This window comes from Muriicola marianensis (genome assembly GCF_014638095.1).
GTDB lineage: Bacteria > Bacteroidota > Bacteroidia > Flavobacteriales > Flavobacteriaceae > Muriicola > Muriicola marianensis.
Genome location: NZ_BMFH01000001.1, coordinates 2,298,371 through 2,319,605, shown reverse-complemented (window position 1 = coordinate 2,319,605; position 21,235 = coordinate 2,298,371). Strand labels below are relative to the sequence as shown.

Sequence of the window (21,235 nt, the reverse complement as noted above, 5' to 3'; positions counted from 1 at the left end):
AACCTAAAGTGTTAATTCCTTCCGGCCTGATCTTCAACAAAAAAAGAGGTGAAAAATCACCTCTTTCTGACAGTTAACCAACTTAAAACCTAATCTTTTAATCGGGCTTATTATCGTTTTTCTTTTTCCCATCGGGTTCATCGTCATCGAACATGGTCTCCACGACACGTGTCTTTTTAAAGTCGATTTCTTTAAAATTCAATTTACTATCGCTCTTATCATAGTCAAAGACCAGGAATTGTTTTGTATTCATGCCCTCCAGGTTCTTGAGGGAGTTGAATTTGTTGTTCTGTATCTGCAGGATCTCCAGGCTGGCCAACTGGGTGAATTCGTGGGGAATCTCCCCATCAAGCTGGTTATTGGCAAGGATGAGTTCCCTCAACTCCACAAGTTGTCCGAACTCTCTTGGGATTGACCCTTCGAGGGTATTCTCAAAGAGTCCCAGGCTTTCCAGTTTTGTCAGCTTGCCGAGTGACTCCGGGATAGCACCCTTCAGGTTATTACTCGACAGGTTCAGCACCTTTAAATGGGTGAGCTCCCCCATACTCCCCGGGATGCTCCCTGTGAAGAAATTATTGAATGCTGTCAGCTCACGGAGGTTCTTTAAATTCCCGAGTGACTCCGGCAACTCTCCCTTAAACCTGTTCATCTCTATTTTGATCACCTCCAGGTTTTCCATGTGTTCAATGCTCTCAGGCAATTCACCGGTAAGCCCGTTAAAGGCCAGGTTGAGCACCTTGAGGTGCGTTAACTTTCCGAGGCTTTCGGGCAAAACGCCCTTCAGGTTATTTCTGAAAAGATTGATGGCGACTACATGGTCGTCTACCACTTCTACCCCATACCATGTTTTTACAGGAGCGTTCAGATCCCAGGTGCGTACCCATTCCTTCCCATTCGTGCTTTCATACAGATCTTCCAGGGCCGACCTTTCCTTTTTGGTCACCTGAGCTGAGACCATCAGGCAGGAGGCCAGCGCGATAAGGGATAAGAAATATTTTCCTTTCATTGAAGTACTTTTGAAGATTACCCTTATTAATAATCTGATATATAAACTCAGAATTACCTTACAAAGATACCTGAAAGTAAGGATTAACTACATAATAAAACGACGAAGGGCCCGTATTTGTTGTGAAACCAACGATTTTTGTGGTGAACTGCAAAAGGCTTACTTACCCCGGGCAAGAGCTGTTTAATTTTCGAGGGCGAGGGTGATCTCTTCCCATTGTTTCATGAGGGATTCGAGCCGTTTCTTCTTTTCCTGGTACCGGTCGAAGAAATCAGGCCTGGCTATGGTCTCGTCGTAATTCATCAACAGGTCGTGATCGATCTCTCCAATCTCTTTTTCAAGGGAGCTGATCTCACTCTCCACCTTGCTGAGCTTGTTCTTCAGGCTTTTCTCCTTCTTCTGATCCTCATAGGACTTTTCAGCCTCAGTAGAGACTTCTTTTCCCAGTACCGGGGCCGATTTCTTTTCGATCTCCCTGAAGTCTGCAGCTTTCCGCTCAGATAGGAAGAAATTGATATCCCCGAGGTACTCCTTGATCTTCCGGTCCTTGAATTCGTATACCTTGTTGGTAAGGCCCTGAAGGAAATCCCTGTCGTGGGATACCACTATAAGAGTGCCCTGAAAATTGATCAAGGCCTGTTTGAGCACATTCTTGGAAGCCATGTCGAGATGGTTGGTCGGCTCATCCATAACCAGTACGTTAAAGGGCTGTAACAACATCTTGGCAAGGGCAAGGCGGTTGCGCTCGCCCCCGGAAAGGACCTTTACGTATTTGTCTACCTCCTCCCCGCTGAAGAGGAAGGAGCCCAGGATATCCCTGACCTTGCTCCTGTTCGATTCATTAGCAGCATCTATCATGGTATCGAGGACCGTCTTGTTCCCATCGAGATATTCAGCCTGGTTCTGGGCAAAATAGCCGATCTGTACGTTATGCCCGAGCTTTACCTTCCCCTGGCAATCGATTTCCCCAACCAGGATCTTGGCCAGGGTGGTTTTTCCCTGCCCGTTCTGACCGACGAAGGCCGTCTTGCTGTCGCGTTCCAGCAACAGGCTGATATCGTTCAGTACTTCTTTAGAGCCGTAGTGTTTGGTGACCCCATCCAGTTCTGCAACCACCTTACCCGGGGTGACGGAAACAGGGAACCTGACCTTGAAAACACTATTGTCTGTCTGATCTACCTCTATGCGTTCCATTCGGTCCAGTTTCTTGATCAGGGACTGGGCCATGGAGGCTTTGGAGGCTTTGGCTCGGAATTTTTCTATGAGCCTTTCTGCCTGCTGTATTTCTCTCTCCTGGTTTTTCAGGGCATTGAGCTGCTGCTCTCTGATCTCCTCCCTCAGCACGAGAAATTGCGAATAGGGTTTGTTGTAGTCGTATATCCTGCCCAGGGAGATCTCTATGGTTCGGTTGGTGACGTTGTCCAGGAACATCTTATCGTGGGAAACGATCACCACAGCTCCCGGGAAGGCGAGCAGGAATTGTTCCAGCCAGAGGATGGATTCAATGTCGAGGTGGTTGGTAGGCTCATCCAGCAGGAGGACGTCATTTTGCTGCAGCAGGAGTTTTGCCAGTTCGATCCGCATCCGCCAACCCCCGGAGAAGGTATCGGTCTTTTTGTTGAACTCCTCCCGTCTGAATCCCAGTCCCTGGAGGATCTTTTCTGTTTCACCCTGGTAGTTGTACCCGCCAAGGATCTCATAACGGTGAGTCAGATCGTTGAGATCTACCATCAACTGGTGATACGCTTCGCTTTCATAATCCGTCCGTTCGGCCAGCTGTTCATTGATCTTAGCCAGTTTCTTCTCGATCCCCTGCAGGGCCTCAAAGGCTTTGTAGGTTTCCTCCAGTACGGTGTTGCCTTCCTCAAAGTCGATGTCCTGCCTCAGGAATCCGATACTGAGATCCTTGTCAGAAGCTATGGTCCCGGAATCCGGGCCCATGTCCCCTGCCAGAAGCTTCAGGAGGGTCGATTTCCCGGCGCCATTCCTTCCGATGAGTCCAATACGGTCTCCCGGGTGCAAACGGAATGAAATCTCTTCAAACAGGGATTCCCCTGAGAAGGAGACGGAAAGATTGTGCACATTTAACATGATTGTAACCCGGTTTACAGAGAATGGGAAGCAAAAAAGTATCTTTGCCCAAAAGTTTTGCAAATGTTAAAAAAAGGAGTCAAACTCTACAGCATTTTAACAGGAAGTTGCCCGAAATGCCATATGGAAAGCATGTATGTGGAGCGAAATCCTTACCGCCTGGTATCCTTGTTTAAGATGCACGAGCGCTGCTCCCATTGCGGCACGAAATACAAGATGGAACCTTCATTCTTCTACGGGGCCATGTATGTGAGCTATGCTGTGGGGATCGCCTTTGCCGTGGCCGCCTTTGTGATCTCCTTTTTAATTTTCGGGGCTTCGCTTCTACAGACCTTTATCAGCATCATCGGGACCCTCATCGTCTTCCTCCCGGTGATCATCCGCCTGTCCCGGAACATCTGGATCAATTTCTTTATACACTACGATCCCTCCCTCCTCAGGAAGACGCATGCTTCTCAAAACGCTTCCTGAACCTCGCAATATCCATATCGTGCGGAAGATCCTCACCGGACTCGATAAGCCTGTAAAGGGCTTTGGATGCATAGGGGGCGATCATGACCCCTCTTGAACCAAATCCATTGAGCACATACAGACTATTGTGCAAGGGATGTCTTCCCACCAGAGGTCTTCGGTCTGCCACCGTTGGCCGTACTCCGGCTACGTGATCAACCACCTCGTAATCGCATTTCAGGAAGGTGCGGAGTTTGGCTTCCAATTCTTCCCTGGCTGCCTGAGTGGGCAAATTGGTTTTGTCCTGCCATTTATAGGTGGCCCCGATTCGGTAGAGATCGTCACCCAGCGGAATGATAAAAACGGAGGATTTGATGACCCGGGTTTCATTTAGATCGGGGGCTTTTACAGTCAGCAGTTCTCCCTTGGTCCCGTTGAGGGGCAGGTAGTTGAAGTACGGATCACGCTTAAGCCCGAAGCCCATGGCAAGAACGAGGTGCCTGGCCCGAATATCCTTGTATTCAACCCCGGCTTCCAGCAACTTTAAAGCATTAAAGTCGAAAGTTTCCCTAACCAGCAAAGATTTATTTGTAAGATACTTCCGGTAGGTTTCTTGCAGCAATTCGGTATCCAGCCTGCCTGTCCCCAGTACTTCTCCATAGCCGAAAGGTGCATCGATGGAAGGATTAGTATTCCTGATCAGGTCTGCAGACATGAGTTCCCCCATGCCCGGCTTATCAGAGGCTTCGAACCATCCGTTTTGCTCCTCGGGGCTCACAAATCTCCTCAGGACCCGCAGGGGATGGTCCAGGGTGACCTCCAGCTTATTCTCCAGCCCGGCGTAAAAATCAGGCAGTACGGCCAGTTGTTCATGTGCCTTCCACGAGAGGGTGAACCGTTTCAGGATAACAGGATTGTAAAGGCCACCTGCTACGGTGGAAGCTTTTTGTGAATCATCACTGACCACACGGAATGTTTTCCCGTGTTCTTCCAGCGTTTCGCAGAAGGAAATTCCAGCCAGGCCCAGGCCTACTACCAGGTAATCTACCATGGTACAAAAATAAAAACGCCGCTTCAAAAAGCGGCGTTTTCAACTTATAATTGAATTGGAATCAAATAGTATTTCCTAATAGGCCCACATATCCTGCTCCCGGTCCCGTATCGCTTCTTTGATACGATTGGATTCCAGTAATTGGAACAGGGCGTTATCAGCGATGTAATCCTCTATCTCACGGTCTCCATGGACATTATCCTCCTTGTAGATGACGGCGTTGAACCTCCTCGCATTCAACAGCATGTCGAATGAGATGGGCTGAGCAGAATTCCGCTGGTTGTACACCTTGGCATCGTGAAGGATCTGCCTGGCACTTGGAAACCAAACCCAGAACAGTTCTACCTTATTGTCTCCGGGGCTCATAGACTCATCGTCCACAAAGTTGACATCCGGAGCCACTGGGGCTATCCCCAGCAGGCGATACTTCAGCTCTCCCTGGCGCTTGTCAAAATACCAAATACCTTTGATACGATACTCTTCGATATCCGCCGCTGTGATATCCCTCCTGTTTACATATTCAGGGGAGAGTGCTTCACCGGCATTGATCTGTTCGTATCCGAGATCTGTTGTATCTATTCGGGTGAGGGTTGCCCTGAGATCCTCGAACTTCCTCTTTTCGGTGAAGTAAGAATCTACATAGACATCCGTTAACTTACCGTTCTTGATGTTCTTGAGAAAGACATCGTAGAGCGATCTCCTGTCGGCCCCGATATCTACTGTATCGGTTGGATAGTAGAGGGGGAAATTCACCCTCTCATCCAGGTCGATGGTTTCCCAGATGGTCTTGGACCAGAGGATGTCTCTGTCGTCCACATAACCGTAATCCAGGGGAATATCATCGTCCATCGCCAACTGGTTGGCTGTTTTCTTCCCGATATCTTCAGGTTTCTTGGCATTCAGGATGTTTGCCTGTGCCATGATCGAAATCGGGAGGAGGGAAACAGCTCCAACTAGAATTACATTCTTCCAATTCATAAAATTCAATTTAACTGTCTATTCTTAGTTTGTGATCTCCACTACTACAGGAGACACTTTCTTCAGCTTATAGCTTTTGTTGTTGGTGATATAGGCTTCGATATCGAAGATCTGTACCGCATCACCTCTTCCGGCTCTTTTGAGGGCCGACTTAGCCCTGGAGTCCAGTTTGTTGCCATTCACGACAACAGTTGGCTGTCCGGGAACTTTGAACTTGAATCCGCTGACCGCGAGGTTCAGGTCGAAATCGAAGTCCTCAAGCAGGGCTCCCACGGTTGAGATCTCCAGGTTTTGCCTTGGCATTTTGGTGCTTCCGGACTCACCCCTGATAGAACCAGCAGGCCTTGGGATATCCTTGATCCTGAACGTGGCAGGAGTAGAGATCTTCTTGCCATCGGGCAATACACCGGAGGCATTGATGGTCACCTCACGACCCGTTCCTGGATTCATCACGTACTTGCTTCCGCTCACCCTCTTAAGTCCGGGTGCACTGGCAGATACCTTGTTGTCCGGGATTCCGGGAATGGAGATTGTCATTGGGTTAGCCACCCCACGATATACCACATTCATCTTGTCTGCAGAGATCACAGCCGCGTCGGGCTTGGAAATGGTAGAAAAGGAATTCTTTACGGGAACTTCTGTTTCCACCCCATCCTGCATATAGAAAAGGGTACCGGCGATTTCGTGGTCACCTGCGCTTCCAGCGCTGATCTTGAGTTCTACGCCTCCTTCTTTGAGATCGTAGTCTCTTCCTTCTTCCATCTTGCGTCCGTCTATGGTCAGCTCAGCTTTTACAGGCTTGGCAGACCGGTCTGTTTTTCCGAGGACGATGCTTCCGCTGAATTTCTCACCGGAATAGAAGGCCGACTTCTCAGAGAACAACTGGGTCTCAAAGTTGGTCAGAGATACCTGGCTGGTAAGCTCTCCCTGCAGCATCGCTTTCAGGGCTGCTTCTTCAGTAGCCTTGATATCAGACTGCAGTGAGGTCAGGTTTGCCAAAGAAGCGATCAAAGGAAATCCTTCGTAGTGATAGTTGATCCAGTCAACTTTCACACCGTCTCTGCGCTCTACCTTTCCATTCGCGTCTCCGGTCTTGAACCGGGCTTCTACCTGGGCCTTTACTTCCGGGTAGTCATTTCCAAGGATAGCGACCACCTGAGTGCGGTAATCCTCGATCCTCTTCATGAATTCTTTCCCTTCAGGGGCCAGGTTGTCTCCCTGGAAGAACTTCTGGTCAAGCCAGTCCGACTTGTCCATTACCTGGTAATCCTTGGTGTCCTCCACGTCTACTGTCATGGATTTCTTCAGATCTTCCAGGTAGGTGAAATAGTCTGCAGAAAGTTCTTTGATCTTTCGTGCATCCTTATACACCTTTTCGTATTTAGCAGCATCTTCCGATGCCTTGGTCTCAAGGCTGGCCAAAAACGCTTCGTTGCTTTCGGTTGCCTTTACATTGGAAGCTTCGAACTTTTCGTTCATCAGACCGAATGCGGCCAAAACTTCCTTACTCATATTAAGCGCCAGCATTGCGATAAAGATCAAATACATTAAGTTGATCATCTTCTGCCGGGGCGTTGCTTTTCCTGATGCCATGTTTTCTAATTAGATTGGATTTGTAACTTGATTTGGGTTATTGCTTCGCGACTAATTAGTTTCTGCTCATGGCAGACAACATGCCACCATAGACACCATTAAGAGATGAGAGGTTAGACGCCAGTGATTCCATTTGATCTTTCAGAGCGCCGGCGTTCTGAACAACTTCCTCATTGATGGAAGCCTGCCTGCTGGCACTTTCAAGCTGCACTTTGTACAGACTGTTGAGAGATTCCATCTGAGCGGCAGCCTGTGCCATCTCTTCAGAGTACTTCTTGGTAGTTTCGATAGCGTCAACAGATGGAGCGATACCTTTGGCAGCACCTTCAAAGTTGCGGATGCTGTCACCAAGGCTGGTCATCAATTCTGCATCGATATTAGCTTCTTTCAACAATTCATCCAGTTTCCTGGAAAGTAATCCTTCAGCCTCTTTGGCTTCTTTTGCGGCATTTTTTCCGCTAGACTGTCCGCCGGCCAGTTCCGGATACACCAGAGACCAATCGTATTCGTCGTCTACAGGCTCAAATGCACTGATCGCGAAAATTAGGGCTTCTGTGATCAGACCCACGGCGAGGAGGAGACCACCTGTAAGGGGGCCGAACTCCCAGTGAAGGATCTTAAAGAGGGCTCCGATAATAACCACCGAAGCACCGAGGCCATAGGCCATGTTGAATAGTTTTTTTGTTGATTTTGACTGTGCCATAATTCTAAGATTTAATTAAGTTTAATAAATAAGTATTTGGTTTACGTTTGATTTAATTGTCTGATTACTGTGTTGAATCTTCTTCTCCCATGTAGTCCTGAACGGTCCTGAAACCGATATAGCTCCTGGCAGAATCCCTGTACTCGTAATCCCTGGTACTCACCTGGAGGAAGTAAGCCACGTCCTTCCAGGATCCTCCCCTGATCACCTTCCTCGCATTGTCCTTGGAATCTGCGTTGGGGTTCATAGTGGAAGCGTATTCATAGGAACCTGGGAAATAACTGCTGTTGGTCCACTCAGCCACGTTACCCGCCATATTGTACAGGTTGAAATCATTGGGTTCGTACGACTTGGCCTCTACGGTATACAGGGCTGCATCGGCAGCATAGTCTCCGCGCTGTGGCTTAAAGTTGGCCATAAAGCAACCGGTGTCACTGATCACGTACGGACCTCCCCATGGATAGGTACCTCCTTCAATACCTCCTCGGGCAGCGTATTCCCATTCGGCCTCAGTGGGCAGACGGAACTGATTGACAAACTGCTTGCCACGGGCCTTCTGGTCATCGTTTTTAAATTTAGTCCTCCAGTGGCAGAACGCCTTGGCCTGTGTCCACGACACTCCCACTACAGGGTAGTCGCTATAGGCATCGTGCCAAAAGTAATCGTTGTGCATGGGCTCGTTGTAGGAATATTCGAAGTCCCTGATCCACACAGTCGTATCCGGATAGATCTCGAGTTCTTCGGTACGGATAAAATCCTTCCTACGGGCATCCCTGGAACGGGCAGCTTCTTCGATATCCATCCATGTGTACTTATATTTTAATTTGGAAACATCTATGATACGCTGTCCGTTGTACGACTCCTCTTCGGGGATATACAATGAATCCATTACTTCGGCGTAGTACTCATCCGGATAATCCGAGGTATCCCAAACAAGATCTTCATCTGTATTGAGTTTGTAGCCTTCGTATCCGGTTTCTCCCATCCCGGAGTAATTATCCATCATATATTTTTCATAGACAGACATCCTGGTGGTATCGGCGCTTTTGAAAGCGTACTCACCGATCCCTCCATCCTCAGGTCCCATCCCGAGCTCATCGGCCAGAATAGCCAAACGGGTCCTGACAATAGAATCGCGGACCCACTCTACGAACTGACGGTATTCGCTGTTTGTTATTTCGGTGTCGTCCATATAGAACGATCTTACCGTAACTGTTTTGGTTGGGGCATTGAGAACCTGCGCTACATCTTCCTCGCTTTTACCCATGATGAAAGCACCTCTCGGTATGAGCTCCATCCCGTAGGGTTTTTCAGGGTACCACTTCTTTCCTTGGACGCCCACTAGTTCTCCTCTTGTTTTAGACCCGCAACTTGAGAGTAAAAAAACAAACGCTATAGATAACAACAATAGCTTCTTCATACTTAGGTTAAATTTCGATTTAGACTTTAAGCAGTAATGTCAATTATACTCTCTAAAACTACTTTTTGAGTAAATTATTGTACGTTACCAGCCTTCCTGACAAAAATTTCAAATTTTAGTTCAGGCCTTTCTTATAGGCCTTGAACCACCGTTCGGGAATGATCTGATCACAAGCGTCGAGATAATCCTGTTCGGTGCAGGGTAATAACGCGGGTGGATTGGATTTAGTATGCGGGGAAGTAAATGGAGGAACCTCTACCCACCATCGGTGTGTGAGCAGACTTTTGTAGAAGATGAGTTCCTCGGTCTCCGTGGGAACGATAAACTTGGTAAAATCCTTGTTGCCGGCACTCGGGCGCTCTTTGATGCGGAAGTTGAAACCCTCCATAAAATACCACACGATCTGGGCGACCAGCTGGCATGACAGGGGTGTGTTCTCCATCTCGTAGATCCCGAAGACTGCCACATTCTCGCTCATCCCGGCATAGCGGGAGATGGCACAGATTTCCCTACCGTCAAAACCGTTGGGGGAAAACTGTGGCGGACAGCCCATTTCACTCGCCTTTACCGCCCTCATGTCCAGGCTGACAGAGTGGGCATTCCTCAGCACAGGCTCGGCCAGGGTAATGTCTGAGGTGATCTCCCCAAGGCGGTAGGCATCAAAGAACAGCCTTTCCATCAGGTCTACCTCCTCCTGTGCATTGAAGTAGCTCTGGTAGCCTATATTGGAAAAGTTAAAGAGATTGTTGGGCTTGTCGGTAATGATCTTGCTCATATAGGAATGTGAGGAGATCAATTCCTCATCCGCCCCAAAGTCGAACCTGCTGTCAATAGAAACCAGGTTGATCAGGTCTTTTATCCTGTCAAAAGCCCGGTAGGTGGGATAGGTGATATCCTGGGTAGCTCCTATAATAATAGGTATAACTTTTTCTTCCAGGAGTTCTGCCGTGATTTCCTTCACTACGAAGTAGGTGTCCTCCACGGTCTCCCCCTCTTCCACATTTCCAAGGTCGACGATGTTCACATTCCAGTTGCCCATCATCAGTTTGTACAACTGGATACGGATCTCGACAAGGGCTAATTTCTCCGGCTTCTTCTCAAAGGCGTTACGTGATTCGTTTACACCCAGGATCGCAAAAGAGGCGTTGGCCAGTACAGGAAGGCCGTCCCTTTGGGTGTGTTTGAAGATATTTTTCCCCAGGGCCTGAGGTGGGAGCAGTTCACAGTGTGCCAGGGCTTTGTCTTCTACCGGAACCAGGAAATCGAACGCCATAGGAACTCTTGCAAAAACAGGTTATTTACTTTTTTTCCGGGGTTTCTTTTTCTCCAGGAGGCTTTTCGCATCTTCCAGGCTCACTTTGGCGACATCGACCTCTTTGCCGAGCTCGGCCTTGGTCCTGCCTTTTATGATATTATGCCTTCCCCATCGCGCCTTCTCGATCCGGATACCTTCCTCCGGCCACTCCTTCACCACGCGTTCGGCCTCCTTCTTTTTCTTGGCCTCTATGAGCTCAGTGATGTCCTCGTCGGAGAGATTGTCGAAGTCGTATTTCTTGCTGACATTGATGAACATGCCATCCCACTTGATAAAGGGCCCGAACCTTCCCTTTCCTTTGGTCACATCCTTCCCTTCGTAGGAGGTGATGGGGGCATCAGCCTTCTGTTTGGCCTTGATAAGTTCAACCGCCCGGTCCATAGCCACATCCAGCGCATTTTCCCCGCTCTCCAGGGAGATGAATTTTTTCCCGTGCCTGATATAAGGTCCGTACCTTCCCACATTGGCCTCTACTTCCTCCCCTTCATATACTCCGAGCTTTCTCGGAAGCTTAAACAGGTCCATAGCCTCTTCAAAGGTGATGGTGGTGATGGATTGTTCCGGCAGCAGGCTTGCAAAGAGGGGTTTTTCCTCCTCCTCGGCCGTCCCGATCTGTACCATGGGGCCGAATCGACCCAACCTGGCAGAGACCTGCCGCTTGGTCTTGGGGTCTATCCCCAGTACGCGCTCTCCACTCGCGCGGTCTGCGTTCTCCTCCACATCCACCACAGTGGGGTGGAAGTCCTTATAGAAGTCGCGCATCACCTTTTGCCAGTCCTCTTCTCCTGAAGCGATCTCGTCAAAATCCTTTTCCACCTTGGCCGTGAAATGGTAATCCAGGATGTTGGCAAAATTGTCGACCAGGAAGTCATTGACGATCATTCCAATATCAGTTGGGACGAGCTTGCCCTTATCCGATCCTACGGTCTCGGTAAGTTTGTTCTCCTTTATGGTATTGTTTTCAAGGACCAGCTGGCTGTAGTTCCTTTCAGTTCCCTCCACGGTGCCTTTTTCGATATAGCCCCTGTTCTGGATGGTAGAAATGGTTGGGGCATAGGTCGATGGCCTGCCGATTCCCAGTTCTTCCAGTTTCTTTACCAGGGAAGCCTCCGTAAAACGATAGGGAGGGCGGGTGAATCTTTCGGTTGCTGTGATATATCTGTTCACGAGGGAATCTCCTTCCTTCAAAGCCGGCAGGATACCTTCCTGTTCTTCCAGATCTTCTTCGTCCTTCCCTTCCAGATATACTTTGAGGAATCCGTCGAACTTGATCACCTCCCCGTTAGCCGAGAATTCTTCCCCGTGGGTGTTGGCACTGATCTTTACGTTCGTCCTTTCCAGTTCTGCATCTGCCATCTGAGAGGCCAGTGTCCTCATGCGGATCAGTTCGTACAGCCTCGCCTGGTCTCTTTCCACCTTGGGATGCTGAAGTGTCATATCTGTCGGGCGGATGGCTTCGTGTGCCTCCTGGGCGCCTTTGGATTTTCCTTTGTAATTCCTCACCTTGCTGTATCGCTCTCCATAGAGGGACACAATGGCCTGTTTGGCGTCATTGATAGCCTCAGGAGACAGGTTCACACTGTCTGTCCTCATATAGGTAATGAGTCCTGCCTCATAGAGCCGCTGTGCCACTTGCATGGTCCTGGCTACGGAGAAATAGAGTTTTCTCGATGCCTCCTGTTGTAAGGTAGAGGTGGTGAAAGGTGCCGAAGGAGATTTTTTAGCTGGTTTCTTATCGAGGGAAGCCACCGCAAAGTCGGCCTCCAGATTCTTTTTCAAAAATGCCTCAGCCTCTTCCTTGGTGTCAAAGGTCTTTGAAAGCTTTGCGCTGAACACCTCTCCTTCCGAAGTGCTGAACTCGGCATTGATGCGGAAAGAGGCTACGGGCTCAAAGGCCTCGATGTCGCGTTCCCGCTCCACAATAAGCCGTACGGCCACAGACTGTACCCTCCCTGCAGAGAGACCGGGCTTGATCTTCTTCCACAATACTGGAGAGAGTTCGTAACCCACGAGCCGGTCCAGCACCCGCCGGGCCTGTTGGGCATTTACCAGGTCGTAGTTGATTCCCCTTGGGTTATCTATCGCTTTCTGAATAGCGGATTTAGTAATGGAGTTAAAGACGATCCTGCGGGTCTTGTTTTTATCGAGGTCGAGGGTCTCCGCCAAATGCCAGGAGATGGCCTCTCCTTCCCGGTCCTCATCACTGGCCAGCCAGATCAACTCTGCCTTGTTGGCCAGGTCCTTCAATTTTTTGACCAAAGACTTTTTGTCCTTGTCTACGATGTATTTCGGTTTAAAATCATTGTCAACATCGACACCCAGTTCCTTGGAGGGCAGGTCTGCTATATGTCCGAAACTCGACTCAACCTTAAAGTCCTTCCCCAGAAATTTCTCGATGGTTTTTGCCTTGGCAGGTGACTCTACGATTACTAAATTCTTCGCCATTCAATGATTTTAGAAGTCACAAAAGTATGGCAAAAAATTTATTTGCTTTCTCATCTGTTTCTTCCACCTGCACATTTCTTCCTCCCGATGGGCCCGGATAAGAGGCTCCTGAATCTAATTCAGCGAGAAAGTGCTTATGAGTTCAATGCCGGTATCATTATAGGTATACTGGTAAAGAACTTCTTCTCCAACCATGAGGAGGTGCTGTGAAAGAGGAATCACATCAAAGGTGGTAATGTCCTGGAAGTGTTGTACCTGGGTGAGGTCGGGGACATTCGATTTGTCAAATACCTTCAGACCAAAACTGCCGTCACACACAAAGACCCTGTCATCCTTTACTCCCAGGCCATAAGGTTCCTCCATGGGATATGACTTGAGCAATTCCGGGTTACTGAGATCTGCAATATCGATCACGAAGAGTCCACTTTCCGTAGCTCCACAATTGTTCCCGCCTCTCAAAGTGACATAGGCGTAGTCGCCGTCAACCACCACGGGATCGCAGGCGGTGCCGTGCTGGAACTCGGATACAAAACCGGGCTGGGCGGGATTGGTAATGTCATATATATACATCCCGCTTCGGCTTCCCAGGAAAAGATGATCTCCCTGGTTAAAGATGGTCTCAATGTCGAAACCGGCAAAGACGTCCTCCAGGTCCTGGGGGTTCCCGAGGTCTGTGATATCAAAGACATTGATAGAATGGTTATCTACGGCGTAAAGGAAATTCCCTACGATCTTAAAGCGGGCCAGGGATCCCCCCTGCCCTACACTGTTGGAGGCAGCATCCATCATAAGGACATTCTCGAAACGCATCTGCACCTCTTCCACCAGTCGCCTTTCCGTGGTCACCTCCCAGCCGATCAACACCTGATCTGGGTTCCCCCAGTCGTCGTACTCAAAGATATCCGCCTCCAAAGGCCAGATCACATTGTCCCTCAGCACATTCTCCAGGCGGTTTACGATCTGTATGTTGTCAATGTCCGAAATATCCAGGACGATGAGGTCCGTGAGGCTGTCTGCGTACAGGTAATTGTCCTTAATGGAAATATCGACATTCCCGGCGATCTTGATAAAGGCCACCTTTCTCGGAGAAGAAGGATCACTGTTATCGATCACGTGAACCCCTTTGTATTTATCATTCACAAATATCAGGTCCTGGTAGGCGTAGATCTTGCCTGATTCATCTATGGGCACCGGGGTAATGATATCCACACTGTTCTTGAATTCTTCCAGGGACATGGTCAGGGGCCTGGCGACCAGATAGTCTGCGTACTTATCGGAGTCATTGTCGGAACAGGAGATCAGTCCCAACAGAGCAAAAACAGGCAGAAGGGATTTCAGGATTTTCATAGGGCTTTTATTAATTGGGTTGAGGTTTCCCTATAGATACGTTGGCAACCCCCTAGTTGCGTCTTCTTTTATGAAAATATTCACCTGCCAAATTGTCATAAAAGGGGATATTGTCTTATCTTTGCGATCCTTTAATAACAAGGGCAGTAGCGTATTTGCATGGAAAAAGTAATTGACGAAAGCGTTCAGGGTTCACCTCTGATGATCTCAGCAAACGGGAAGAACAATCGCAAGCTATATATTGAGAGCTATGGGTGCCAGATGAACTTCTCCGACAGCGAGATCGTGGCATCTATCCTCGCTAATGAAGGGTTCAATACCACTTCAGATCTGGAGGATGCAGACCTCGTCCTGGTCAACACCTGCTCCATCAGGGAAAAGGCAGAGACCACGGTCAGGAGGCGACTGGAGAAATTCAATGCGGTCAAAAAGAACAGACCCCACATGAAAGTGGGTGTCCTGGGGTGTATGGCAGAGCGATTGAAAAGCCAGTTGCTGGAAGAGGAAAAGATCGTAGACATGGTGGTAGGCCCGGACGCTTACAAGGATCTGCCCAACCTGGTCCGGGAAGTAGACGAGGGCCGCAATGCAGTGAACGTCATCCTCTCCAAAGAAGAGACATACGGGGATATTGCCCCGGTGAGGCTCAACTCCAACGGAGTAACTGCCTTTGTCTCCATCACCCGGGGATGCGACAATATGTGCACCTTCTGCGTGGTCCCCTTTACCAGGGGAAGGGAACGCAGCCGGGATCCCCAGTCGGTCGTACAGGAAGTGAACGAACTCTGGGAACAGGGATATCGTGAAGTGACCCTGTTGGGGCAGAATGTCGATAGCTACCTGTGGTATGGAGGCGGACTCAAAAAAGACTTTGACAAGGCCAGCGATATGCAAAAGGCGACGGCCGTTGACTTTGCCGGTTTGCTTGCCATGGTGGCCGAAGCCCAGCCCGGGATGCGGATCCGATTCTCCACCTCCAATCCCCAGGACATGACCCTGGATGTGGTCAGGACCATGGCGAAGTACAGGAACATCTGTAACTACATACACCTGCCGGTACAAAGCGGGAGCGACCGCATCCTCAAGGCCATGAACCGCCTTCACACACGGGAGGAGTACATGCAGCTTATAGACGATATACGGAGGATCATCCCGGATTGCGGGATCAGCCAGGATATGATAGCAGGCTTCCCGGGAGAGACCGAAGAAGACCACAGGGAGACCCTCTCACTCATGGAATACGTGAAATACGACTTCGGATTTATGTTCGCCTATTCGGAACGCCCCGGTACCCTGGCCGCCAGGAAACTGGAGGATGACATCCCGGAGGAGGTCAAGAAAAGAAGGCTGCAGGAGATCATCGCCTTACAACAAAAACACAGCCTTTACCGCACTTCCCAGCACCTGGGCAAGACAGAGGAAGTCCTGATCGAAGGACCGTCAAAGAAATCAGATCAGCACTGGATGGGCAGGACCTCCAGCAATACAGTGGTGGTCTTCCCCAAAGAAGACTACAAGGTAGGTCAGTTCGTGATGGTCCGGATTGACGACTGCACATCGGCCACCCTGCTAGGCGAGGCGGTCGGACTTGCAGAAAATATGGAGTAATGGAAAATGTACAAGCTATAAAACAGCGTTTTGGGATCATAGGCAATGACCCAAAACTCAACAGGGCCCTCGAAAAAGCCATACAGGTGGCCCCTACGGATATCTCCGTGCTGGTCACCGGGGAAAGCGGGGTCGGGAAGGAAGCCGTACCCAAGATCATCCATTCCCTCTCTCACAGGAAGCACGCCAAGTACATAGCTGTGAACTGTGGTGCCATCCCGGAAGGGACCATAGACAGCGAACTTTTCGGGCACGAAAAAGGGGCGTTTACGGGTGCAACCCAGACCCGTAGCGGGTATTTCGAAGTGGCCGACGGAGGGACGATCTTTCTCGACGAAGTCGGTGAACTCCCCCTGACCACCCAAGTGCGACTACTCCGTATCCTGGAGAACGGGGAATTCCTGAAAGTAGGATCCTCCCAGGTGCAGAAGACCAATGTCAGGATCGTGGCCGCCACCAACCTGAATATGATAGAAGCGATCAAAAAAGGGAAATTCAGGGAAGACCTCTATTACCGGCTGAGCACGGTGGAGATCAATATCCCTCCCCTGCGCGACAGGAAGGACGATATCCATCTCCTTTTCAGAAAATTTGCTTCAGACTTCAGCCAGAAGTACAAGATGCCCACCATCAGGCTGGAGGACAATGCAGTACAAATGCTGGAGAAATACCGCTGGCCGGGGAACATCCGCCAGCTGAGAAACGTGGCCGAGCAGATCTCTGTACTGGAAGAAAGCAGGTCTGTCTCTCCCATGACCCTGAACAGTTACCTGCCCAACGCAGGAGATTCGAACCTTCCGGCAGTGGTTGAACAAAACACGCGCAAAAGCGATTTCAGCAATGAGAGGGAGATCCTGTACAAGGTATTGTTCGATATGAAGGCCGACCTTAACGATCTGAAAAAACTGACCCTGGAACTCCTGCATTCTGACGATTCCGAAAAAGTACAGGAAGAGAACGAATCCCTGATCCGCAAGATCTACGGGAATGAGGGAAGCAGCAGAAAAGAAGAAAATGACACAGCCGTGGAACTATTGCCTCCTCACGACAGCAGAGTGGAGAAAACAGTAGAACCACCCCAGGAAGACAAGTACCATTTTGCCGAAGAGATTGAAGAGGAAGAAACCTTATCTTTACAGGAAAAGGAGATCGAGCTCATCAAAAAGTCCCTGGAAAGGAATAGGGGAAAACGAAAAGCAGCAGCCTCCGAACTGGGGATCTCCGAGCGAACCCTCTATCGAAAAATCAAACAGTACGACCTGTAGTGAGCACACGACTAGCAACCTCTTTCCTCCTGTCCTTTGCCTTGCTCCTGAGCAGCTGCGGCATCTATAATTTCACTGGGGGAGACGTAGGTTCGGCCAAGACCTTCACGGTCAATTATTTCCAGAACTACGCAACCCAAAGTCCGGGTTCCGTCTTTGATCCCGGGCTGGACAGGGAATACACCCTCTCCCTCCAGGACCTCATCCTCAACCAGACGAGCCTCGACCTGGTCTCGGCCAACGGGGATCTGCTGTACGAAGGGGAGATCGTGGAATACAGGATCTCACCTATGTCGGCTACGTCAGAGCAAAGAGCGGCCCAGAACCGTTTGAGCATTACAGTGAATGTTCGTTTCTTCAACAAAACCAAAGAAGGGGCCGAATTTGAAAAGCGGTTTTCCTTCTTTTACGACTACCCGGCGGCGTCCCAGCTCGCATCGGTTAGGGACGAAGCCCACCAGGTGATCTTCGAACGGATCAACCAGGACATTTTTAACGAATCTCTGGCCGACTGGTAATGAAGGTGACAGACTTTACATATCTTCTGCAGCATCCGGATAAGGTCGTAGACCCGGTCCAGACCCGACAACTGGAAGAGGTGGTTGCGGAATTTCCCTATTTCCAGGCGGCAAGGGCCTTGCAACTCAAGGGCCTGAAGAACCTCAACAGCTTCCGGTACAACAACGCTTTGAAAGTCACGGCTGCCTACACGGCAGACCGGGATGTGCTTTTTGATCTGATCACCTCTCCCGAATTCCTCCAGAATTCAATCGCGGATGCCATCTCCGGCAAGGCCACTACGCTGGAGGCTACCGAGGTAGAAGTGGAAGAAGTGGAAGTTGAAGAAGGAGGTCCGGCCCCTCTGCTGGAAGAAACCCCGGACGCCCCCCTGCCCAGGAACACCCGGGATGCAGACGATATTCTGGATCCGTCCCTCTTTGCATCCAAAGATCCAGAGATAGACAAGGCACTTGCAAGGGAAAGGGCAGCCGCCGAAAAGGAACTCGAAATGGGTCAGCCTATCCCCTTTAAAAAGGATGAGAAGCACTCCTTCCTCGAGTGGTTGCAACTCAGCTCAGCAAAACCTGTCAAAAAGGAAAAGCAGCTCCCAAAGAAAACGGCCGACATTCCAAAAGACATGGTCTTCCCGATAACCGATGAATCTGAAAGGAAGAAAAAGTTTGAACTGATAGACCGCTTTCTCGAGGAAAACCCCAAGATCGTCCCGCAGGATAAAGAGCACTCAACTGTGGACATCAAGGAGTCGACAAAGATAGATTCGGAGGAACTGATGACAGAGACCCTGGCCAAGGTCTACCTCGAGCAAAAGAAGTACAAGAAAGCCCTGCAGGCTTACAAAATATTAAGTTTGAAATATCCGGAAAAAAGTAGTTTCTTTGCAAGCCGAATTAAAGCGGTAAAGCAGTTACAAAAGGAAAATTCTTGAGATGAGTACATTTACGATATTCCTGGTCCTGATCATAGTGGTGTGTTTCCTCCTGGTCCTCGTGGTCATGGTACAGAACCCTAAAGGAGGCGGACTATCCTCTTCCTTCGGAGGAGGTGGAACCCAGGTAGTTGGAGGGGTTAAGAAAACGGGGGATTTCCTCGACAAAAGCACCTGGACGCTGGCCAGTTTGCTCATCGTCCTGATCCTGTTGTCTAATGTGGCCCTCAAAGGTAGTTTCGGGGAAGCCGATTCTAAATTGCTCCAGGGAGACGACATTGAAAATGCGGTTCCTGAGACCGTTCCTGAAGAAGTAGTTCCTACCGATACAGCTACACCCTTGGACACGATTCAGTAATCGATCTGTGAAAGAAAAGCAATGAAAATGCCAGCTTGAGTGACAAGCTGGCATTTTCATTTCACAAACTGTCAGTTTTTGGCGCTTGGCATAATTTCTGCCATGTTAAATCGGAATTTTAAAAACTAAAAAATACACATATGGCTAAACTTAACATCAAACCATTAGCAGACCGGGTGCTCATTGAGCCAATGGCAGCTGAGACCAAGACTGCCTCCGGGTTGATCATCCCCGATACTGCAAAAGAAAAACCACAAAAAGGTAAAGTCGTGGCTGTAGGTCCGGGCACCAAGGATGAAAAGGTCACTGTAAAAGTTGGCGATACCGTTCTCTATGGAAAATATGCCGGCACAGAGCTGAAATTTGAAGGTGCAGATTATCTCATGATGCGTGAGAGCGATATCCTGGCTATCATATAAACCAAATCAGAGGAATAATACATAAAACAACATTGAATTATGGCAAAAGATATAAAGTTTGACATTGAAGCAAGAGACGGCTTAAAGCGGGGTGTGGATGCCCTTGCAAATGCCGTTAAGGTAACCCTGGGACCCAAAGGGAGAAACGTGATCGTTAGCAAATCCTTCGGAGCCCCTCAGGTGACCAAAGACGGTGTTACCGTAGCTAAAGAGATAGAACTGGAAGACGCCCTGGAGAATATGGGTGCGCAGATGGTGAAAGAAGTGGCTTCCAAGACCAACGACCTCGCCGGTGACGGAACAACCACTGCTACCGTCCTCGCCCAGGCGATCGTTAAAGAAGGTTTGAAAAACGTGGCTGCCGGTGCAAATCCTATGGACCTGAAAAGGGGTATCGACAAGGCTGTGGAAGCCATCGTCACTAACCTGACAAAACAAGCCAAAAAAGTAGGAGACTCTTCAGAGAAGATCAAGCAGGTTGCTGCTATTTCTGCCAACAACGACGAGACCATCGGGGACCTGATCGCCCAGGCCTTCAACAAGGTAGGAAAGGAAGGGGTTATCACCGTAGAAGAGGCCAAAGGTACAGATACCTATGTAGACGTGGTGGAAGGGATGCAGTTCGACAGGGGATATCTTTCTCCCTACTTCGTCACCGATTCTGAGAAAATGATCGCTGACCTCGACAATCCTTATATCCTCCTCTATGACAAGAAGATCTCCACCATGAAGGATCTCCTTCCTGTGCTGGAGCCGGTTGCTCAATCGGGTAAACCCCTGCTGATCATCGCTGAGGATGTAGATGGGGAAGCGCTGGCTACTCTTGTAGTCAACAAGTTGAGGGGGTCCCTGAAGATCGCCGCTGTGAAAGCCCCTGGATTCGGAGATCGCAGGAAGGCTATGCTGGAGGATATCGCAATCCTGACCAAGGGAACAGTTATCTCAGAAGAAAGAGGGTTCTCCCTGGAGAATGCAAACATCGACATGCTCGGAAGCTGCGAGAAAGTGACCATTGACAAGGATAATACCACCATCGTAAATGGAGCGGGTAATGCCAAGGACATCAAGGCGAGGGTAAACCAGATCAAGGCTCAGATCGAGACCACGACCTCTGATTACGACAAGGAAAAATTGCAGGAGCGCCTGGCTAAACTAGCCGGAGGGGTTGCAGTACTTTACGTAGGTGCCGCCTCTGAAGTGGAAATGAAGGAGAAAAAAGACCGTGTAGACGATGCACTTCACGCAACCCGTGCGGCTGTGGAAGAAGGTATCGTAGCCGGTGGAGGTGTGGCCTTCATCAGGGCTCAGTCAGTCCTCTCCAAGGTACAGACTGACAATGCAGATGAAGCTACAGGATTGCAGATCGTAGCCAGGGCTATCGAGTCCCCCCTGCGTACCATCGTGGAGAACGCCGGAGGAGAAGGTTCTGTAGTAGTAGCCAAAGTGTTCGACGGCAAAGGAGATTTCGGATACGATGCCAAGACTGAGAAATATGTCGACATGATGAAGGCAGGGATCATCGATCCCAAGAAGGTGACCCGTATCGCCCTCGAGAATGCCGCCTCTGTAGCCGGAATGATCCTCACCACGGAGTGTGCCCTGACGGATATCAAGGAAGATACTCCTGCAGGTCCTCCAATGGGCGGAGGAGGAATGCCCGGAATGATGTAATTCAAACAACATATGTCATCAGAAAAAGCCGCTGCCAAAAACAGTGGCTTTTTCTTTTTTTGGAGTCA

Annotated in this window: 18 protein-coding genes; 8 read left to right on the top strand and 10 right to left on the bottom strand. The window is 49.5% G+C overall.

The window, feature by feature from the left end; genetic code table 11:
- Positions 1-97: 97 nt before the first annotated feature.
- Entirely contained in the window at positions 98-1,006 is a 909-nt protein-coding gene (locus IEV19_RS10600) for a leucine-rich repeat domain-containing protein (RefSeq protein WP_188370619.1), read from the bottom strand.
- Positions 1,007-1,189: 183 nt separating this feature from the next.
- The gene (abc-f, locus tag IEV19_RS10595; protein WP_188370618.1) at positions 1,190-3,097 is read right to left on the bottom strand and encodes a ribosomal protection-like ABC-F family protein; all 1,908 of its coding nucleotides are present in this window, start codon (positions 3,095-3,097) and stop codon (positions 1,190-1,192) included.
- Between the two features lie 63 nt (positions 3,098-3,160).
- Between abc-f and IEV19_RS10590 the strand changes: the two genes are divergently transcribed.
- Complete coding sequence (locus IEV19_RS10590; protein ID WP_188370617.1) at positions 3,161-3,568, top strand: DUF983 domain-containing protein; 408 nt, start codon at positions 3,161-3,163, stop codon at positions 3,566-3,568.
- Here IEV19_RS10590 and IEV19_RS10585 read toward each other — a convergent pair.
- From IEV19_RS10585 to IEV19_RS10550, 8 genes are all read right to left on the bottom strand, one after another.
- On the bottom strand, positions 3,534-4,625 hold the full coding sequence (locus IEV19_RS10585; RefSeq protein ID WP_308418534.1) for an NAD(P)/FAD-dependent oxidoreductase: 1,092 nt from the start codon (positions 4,623-4,625) through the stop codon (positions 3,534-3,536). The two genes, IEV19_RS10590 and IEV19_RS10585, sit on opposite strands and share 35 nt — an antisense overlap.
- 48 nt (positions 4,626-4,673) lie before the next feature.
- Positions 4,674-5,576 (bottom strand): type IX secretion system ring subunit PorN/GldN, encoded by a 903-nt coding sequence (porN, locus tag IEV19_RS10580; RefSeq protein WP_188370616.1) that lies wholly within the window; start codon positions 5,574-5,576, stop codon positions 4,674-4,676.
- Between the two features lie 24 nt (positions 5,577-5,600).
- On the bottom strand, positions 5,601-7,169 hold the full coding sequence (gene porM / locus IEV19_RS10575) for a type IX secretion system motor protein PorM/GldM (RefSeq protein ID WP_188370615.1): 1,569 nt from the start codon (positions 7,167-7,169) through the stop codon (positions 5,601-5,603).
- A 55-nt stretch (positions 7,170-7,224) separates the two neighbouring features.
- Entirely contained in the window at positions 7,225-7,872 is a 648-nt protein-coding gene (gene porL, locus IEV19_RS10570; RefSeq protein ID WP_188370614.1) for a type IX secretion system motor protein PorL/GldL, read from the bottom strand.
- Positions 7,873-7,936: 64 nt separating this feature from the next.
- Positions 7,937-9,292: a T9SS ring complex lipoprotein PorK/GldK gene (gene porK / locus IEV19_RS10565; RefSeq protein ID WP_188370613.1), complete on the bottom strand. Its 1,356-nt coding sequence runs from the start codon at positions 9,290-9,292 to the stop codon at positions 7,937-7,939.
- A 115-nt stretch (positions 9,293-9,407) separates the two neighbouring features.
- Positions 9,408-10,565, bottom strand: coding sequence for a formimidoylglutamase (locus tag IEV19_RS10560; RefSeq protein WP_188370612.1), 1,158 nt, complete (start codon positions 10,563-10,565; stop codon positions 9,408-9,410).
- 21 nt (positions 10,566-10,586) lie between these two features.
- Positions 10,587-13,052 carry a type I DNA topoisomerase gene (gene topA, locus IEV19_RS10555; RefSeq protein ID WP_188370611.1) on the bottom strand — a complete coding sequence of 822 codons (2,466 nt, stop codon included), beginning with the start codon at positions 13,050-13,052 and terminating at the stop codon, positions 10,587-10,589.
- Between the two features lie 114 nt (positions 13,053-13,166).
- Positions 13,167-14,399, bottom strand: coding sequence for an LVIVD repeat-containing protein (locus tag IEV19_RS10550; RefSeq protein ID WP_188370610.1), 1,233 nt, complete (start codon positions 14,397-14,399; stop codon positions 13,167-13,169).
- Between the two features lie 159 nt (positions 14,400-14,558).
- Here IEV19_RS10550 and miaB point away from each other — a divergent pair, with 159 nt between their 5' ends.
- From miaB to groL, 7 genes are all read left to right on the top strand, one after another.
- Positions 14,559-16,007 (top strand): tRNA (N6-isopentenyl adenosine(37)-C2)-methylthiotransferase MiaB, encoded by a 1,449-nt coding sequence (miaB, locus tag IEV19_RS10545; RefSeq protein ID WP_188370609.1) that lies wholly within the window; start codon positions 14,559-14,561, stop codon positions 16,005-16,007.
- Positions 16,007-17,272 carry a sigma-54 interaction domain-containing protein gene (locus IEV19_RS10540; protein ID WP_188370608.1) on the top strand — a complete coding sequence of 422 codons (1,266 nt, stop codon included), beginning with the start codon at positions 16,007-16,009 and terminating at the stop codon, positions 17,270-17,272. The genes miaB and IEV19_RS10540 overlap by 1 nt, the downstream gene beginning before the upstream one ends.
- On the top strand, positions 17,272-17,790 hold the full coding sequence (locus IEV19_RS10535; RefSeq protein ID WP_188370607.1) for an LptE family protein: 519 nt from the start codon (positions 17,272-17,274) through the stop codon (positions 17,788-17,790). The genes IEV19_RS10540 and IEV19_RS10535 overlap by 1 nt, the downstream gene beginning before the upstream one ends.
- Positions 17,790-18,719 (top strand): DUF8458 domain-containing protein, encoded by a 930-nt coding sequence (locus IEV19_RS10530; protein WP_188370606.1) that lies wholly within the window; start codon positions 17,790-17,792, stop codon positions 18,717-18,719. The genes IEV19_RS10535 and IEV19_RS10530 overlap by 1 nt, the downstream gene beginning before the upstream one ends.
- Position 18,720: 1 nt before the next feature.
- Positions 18,721-19,077 carry a preprotein translocase subunit SecG gene (gene secG, locus IEV19_RS10525; RefSeq protein WP_188370605.1) on the top strand — a complete coding sequence of 119 codons (357 nt, stop codon included), beginning with the start codon at positions 18,721-18,723 and terminating at the stop codon, positions 19,075-19,077.
- A 140-nt stretch (positions 19,078-19,217) separates the two neighbouring features.
- Positions 19,218-19,496, top strand: coding sequence for a co-chaperone GroES (locus IEV19_RS10520; RefSeq protein ID WP_188370604.1), 279 nt, complete (start codon positions 19,218-19,220; stop codon positions 19,494-19,496).
- A gap of 39 nt (positions 19,497-19,535) precedes the next feature.
- Positions 19,536-21,167, top strand: coding sequence for a chaperonin GroEL (groL, locus tag IEV19_RS10515; protein ID WP_188370603.1), 1,632 nt, complete (start codon positions 19,536-19,538; stop codon positions 21,165-21,167).
- Positions 21,168-21,235: the final 68 nt, after the last annotated feature.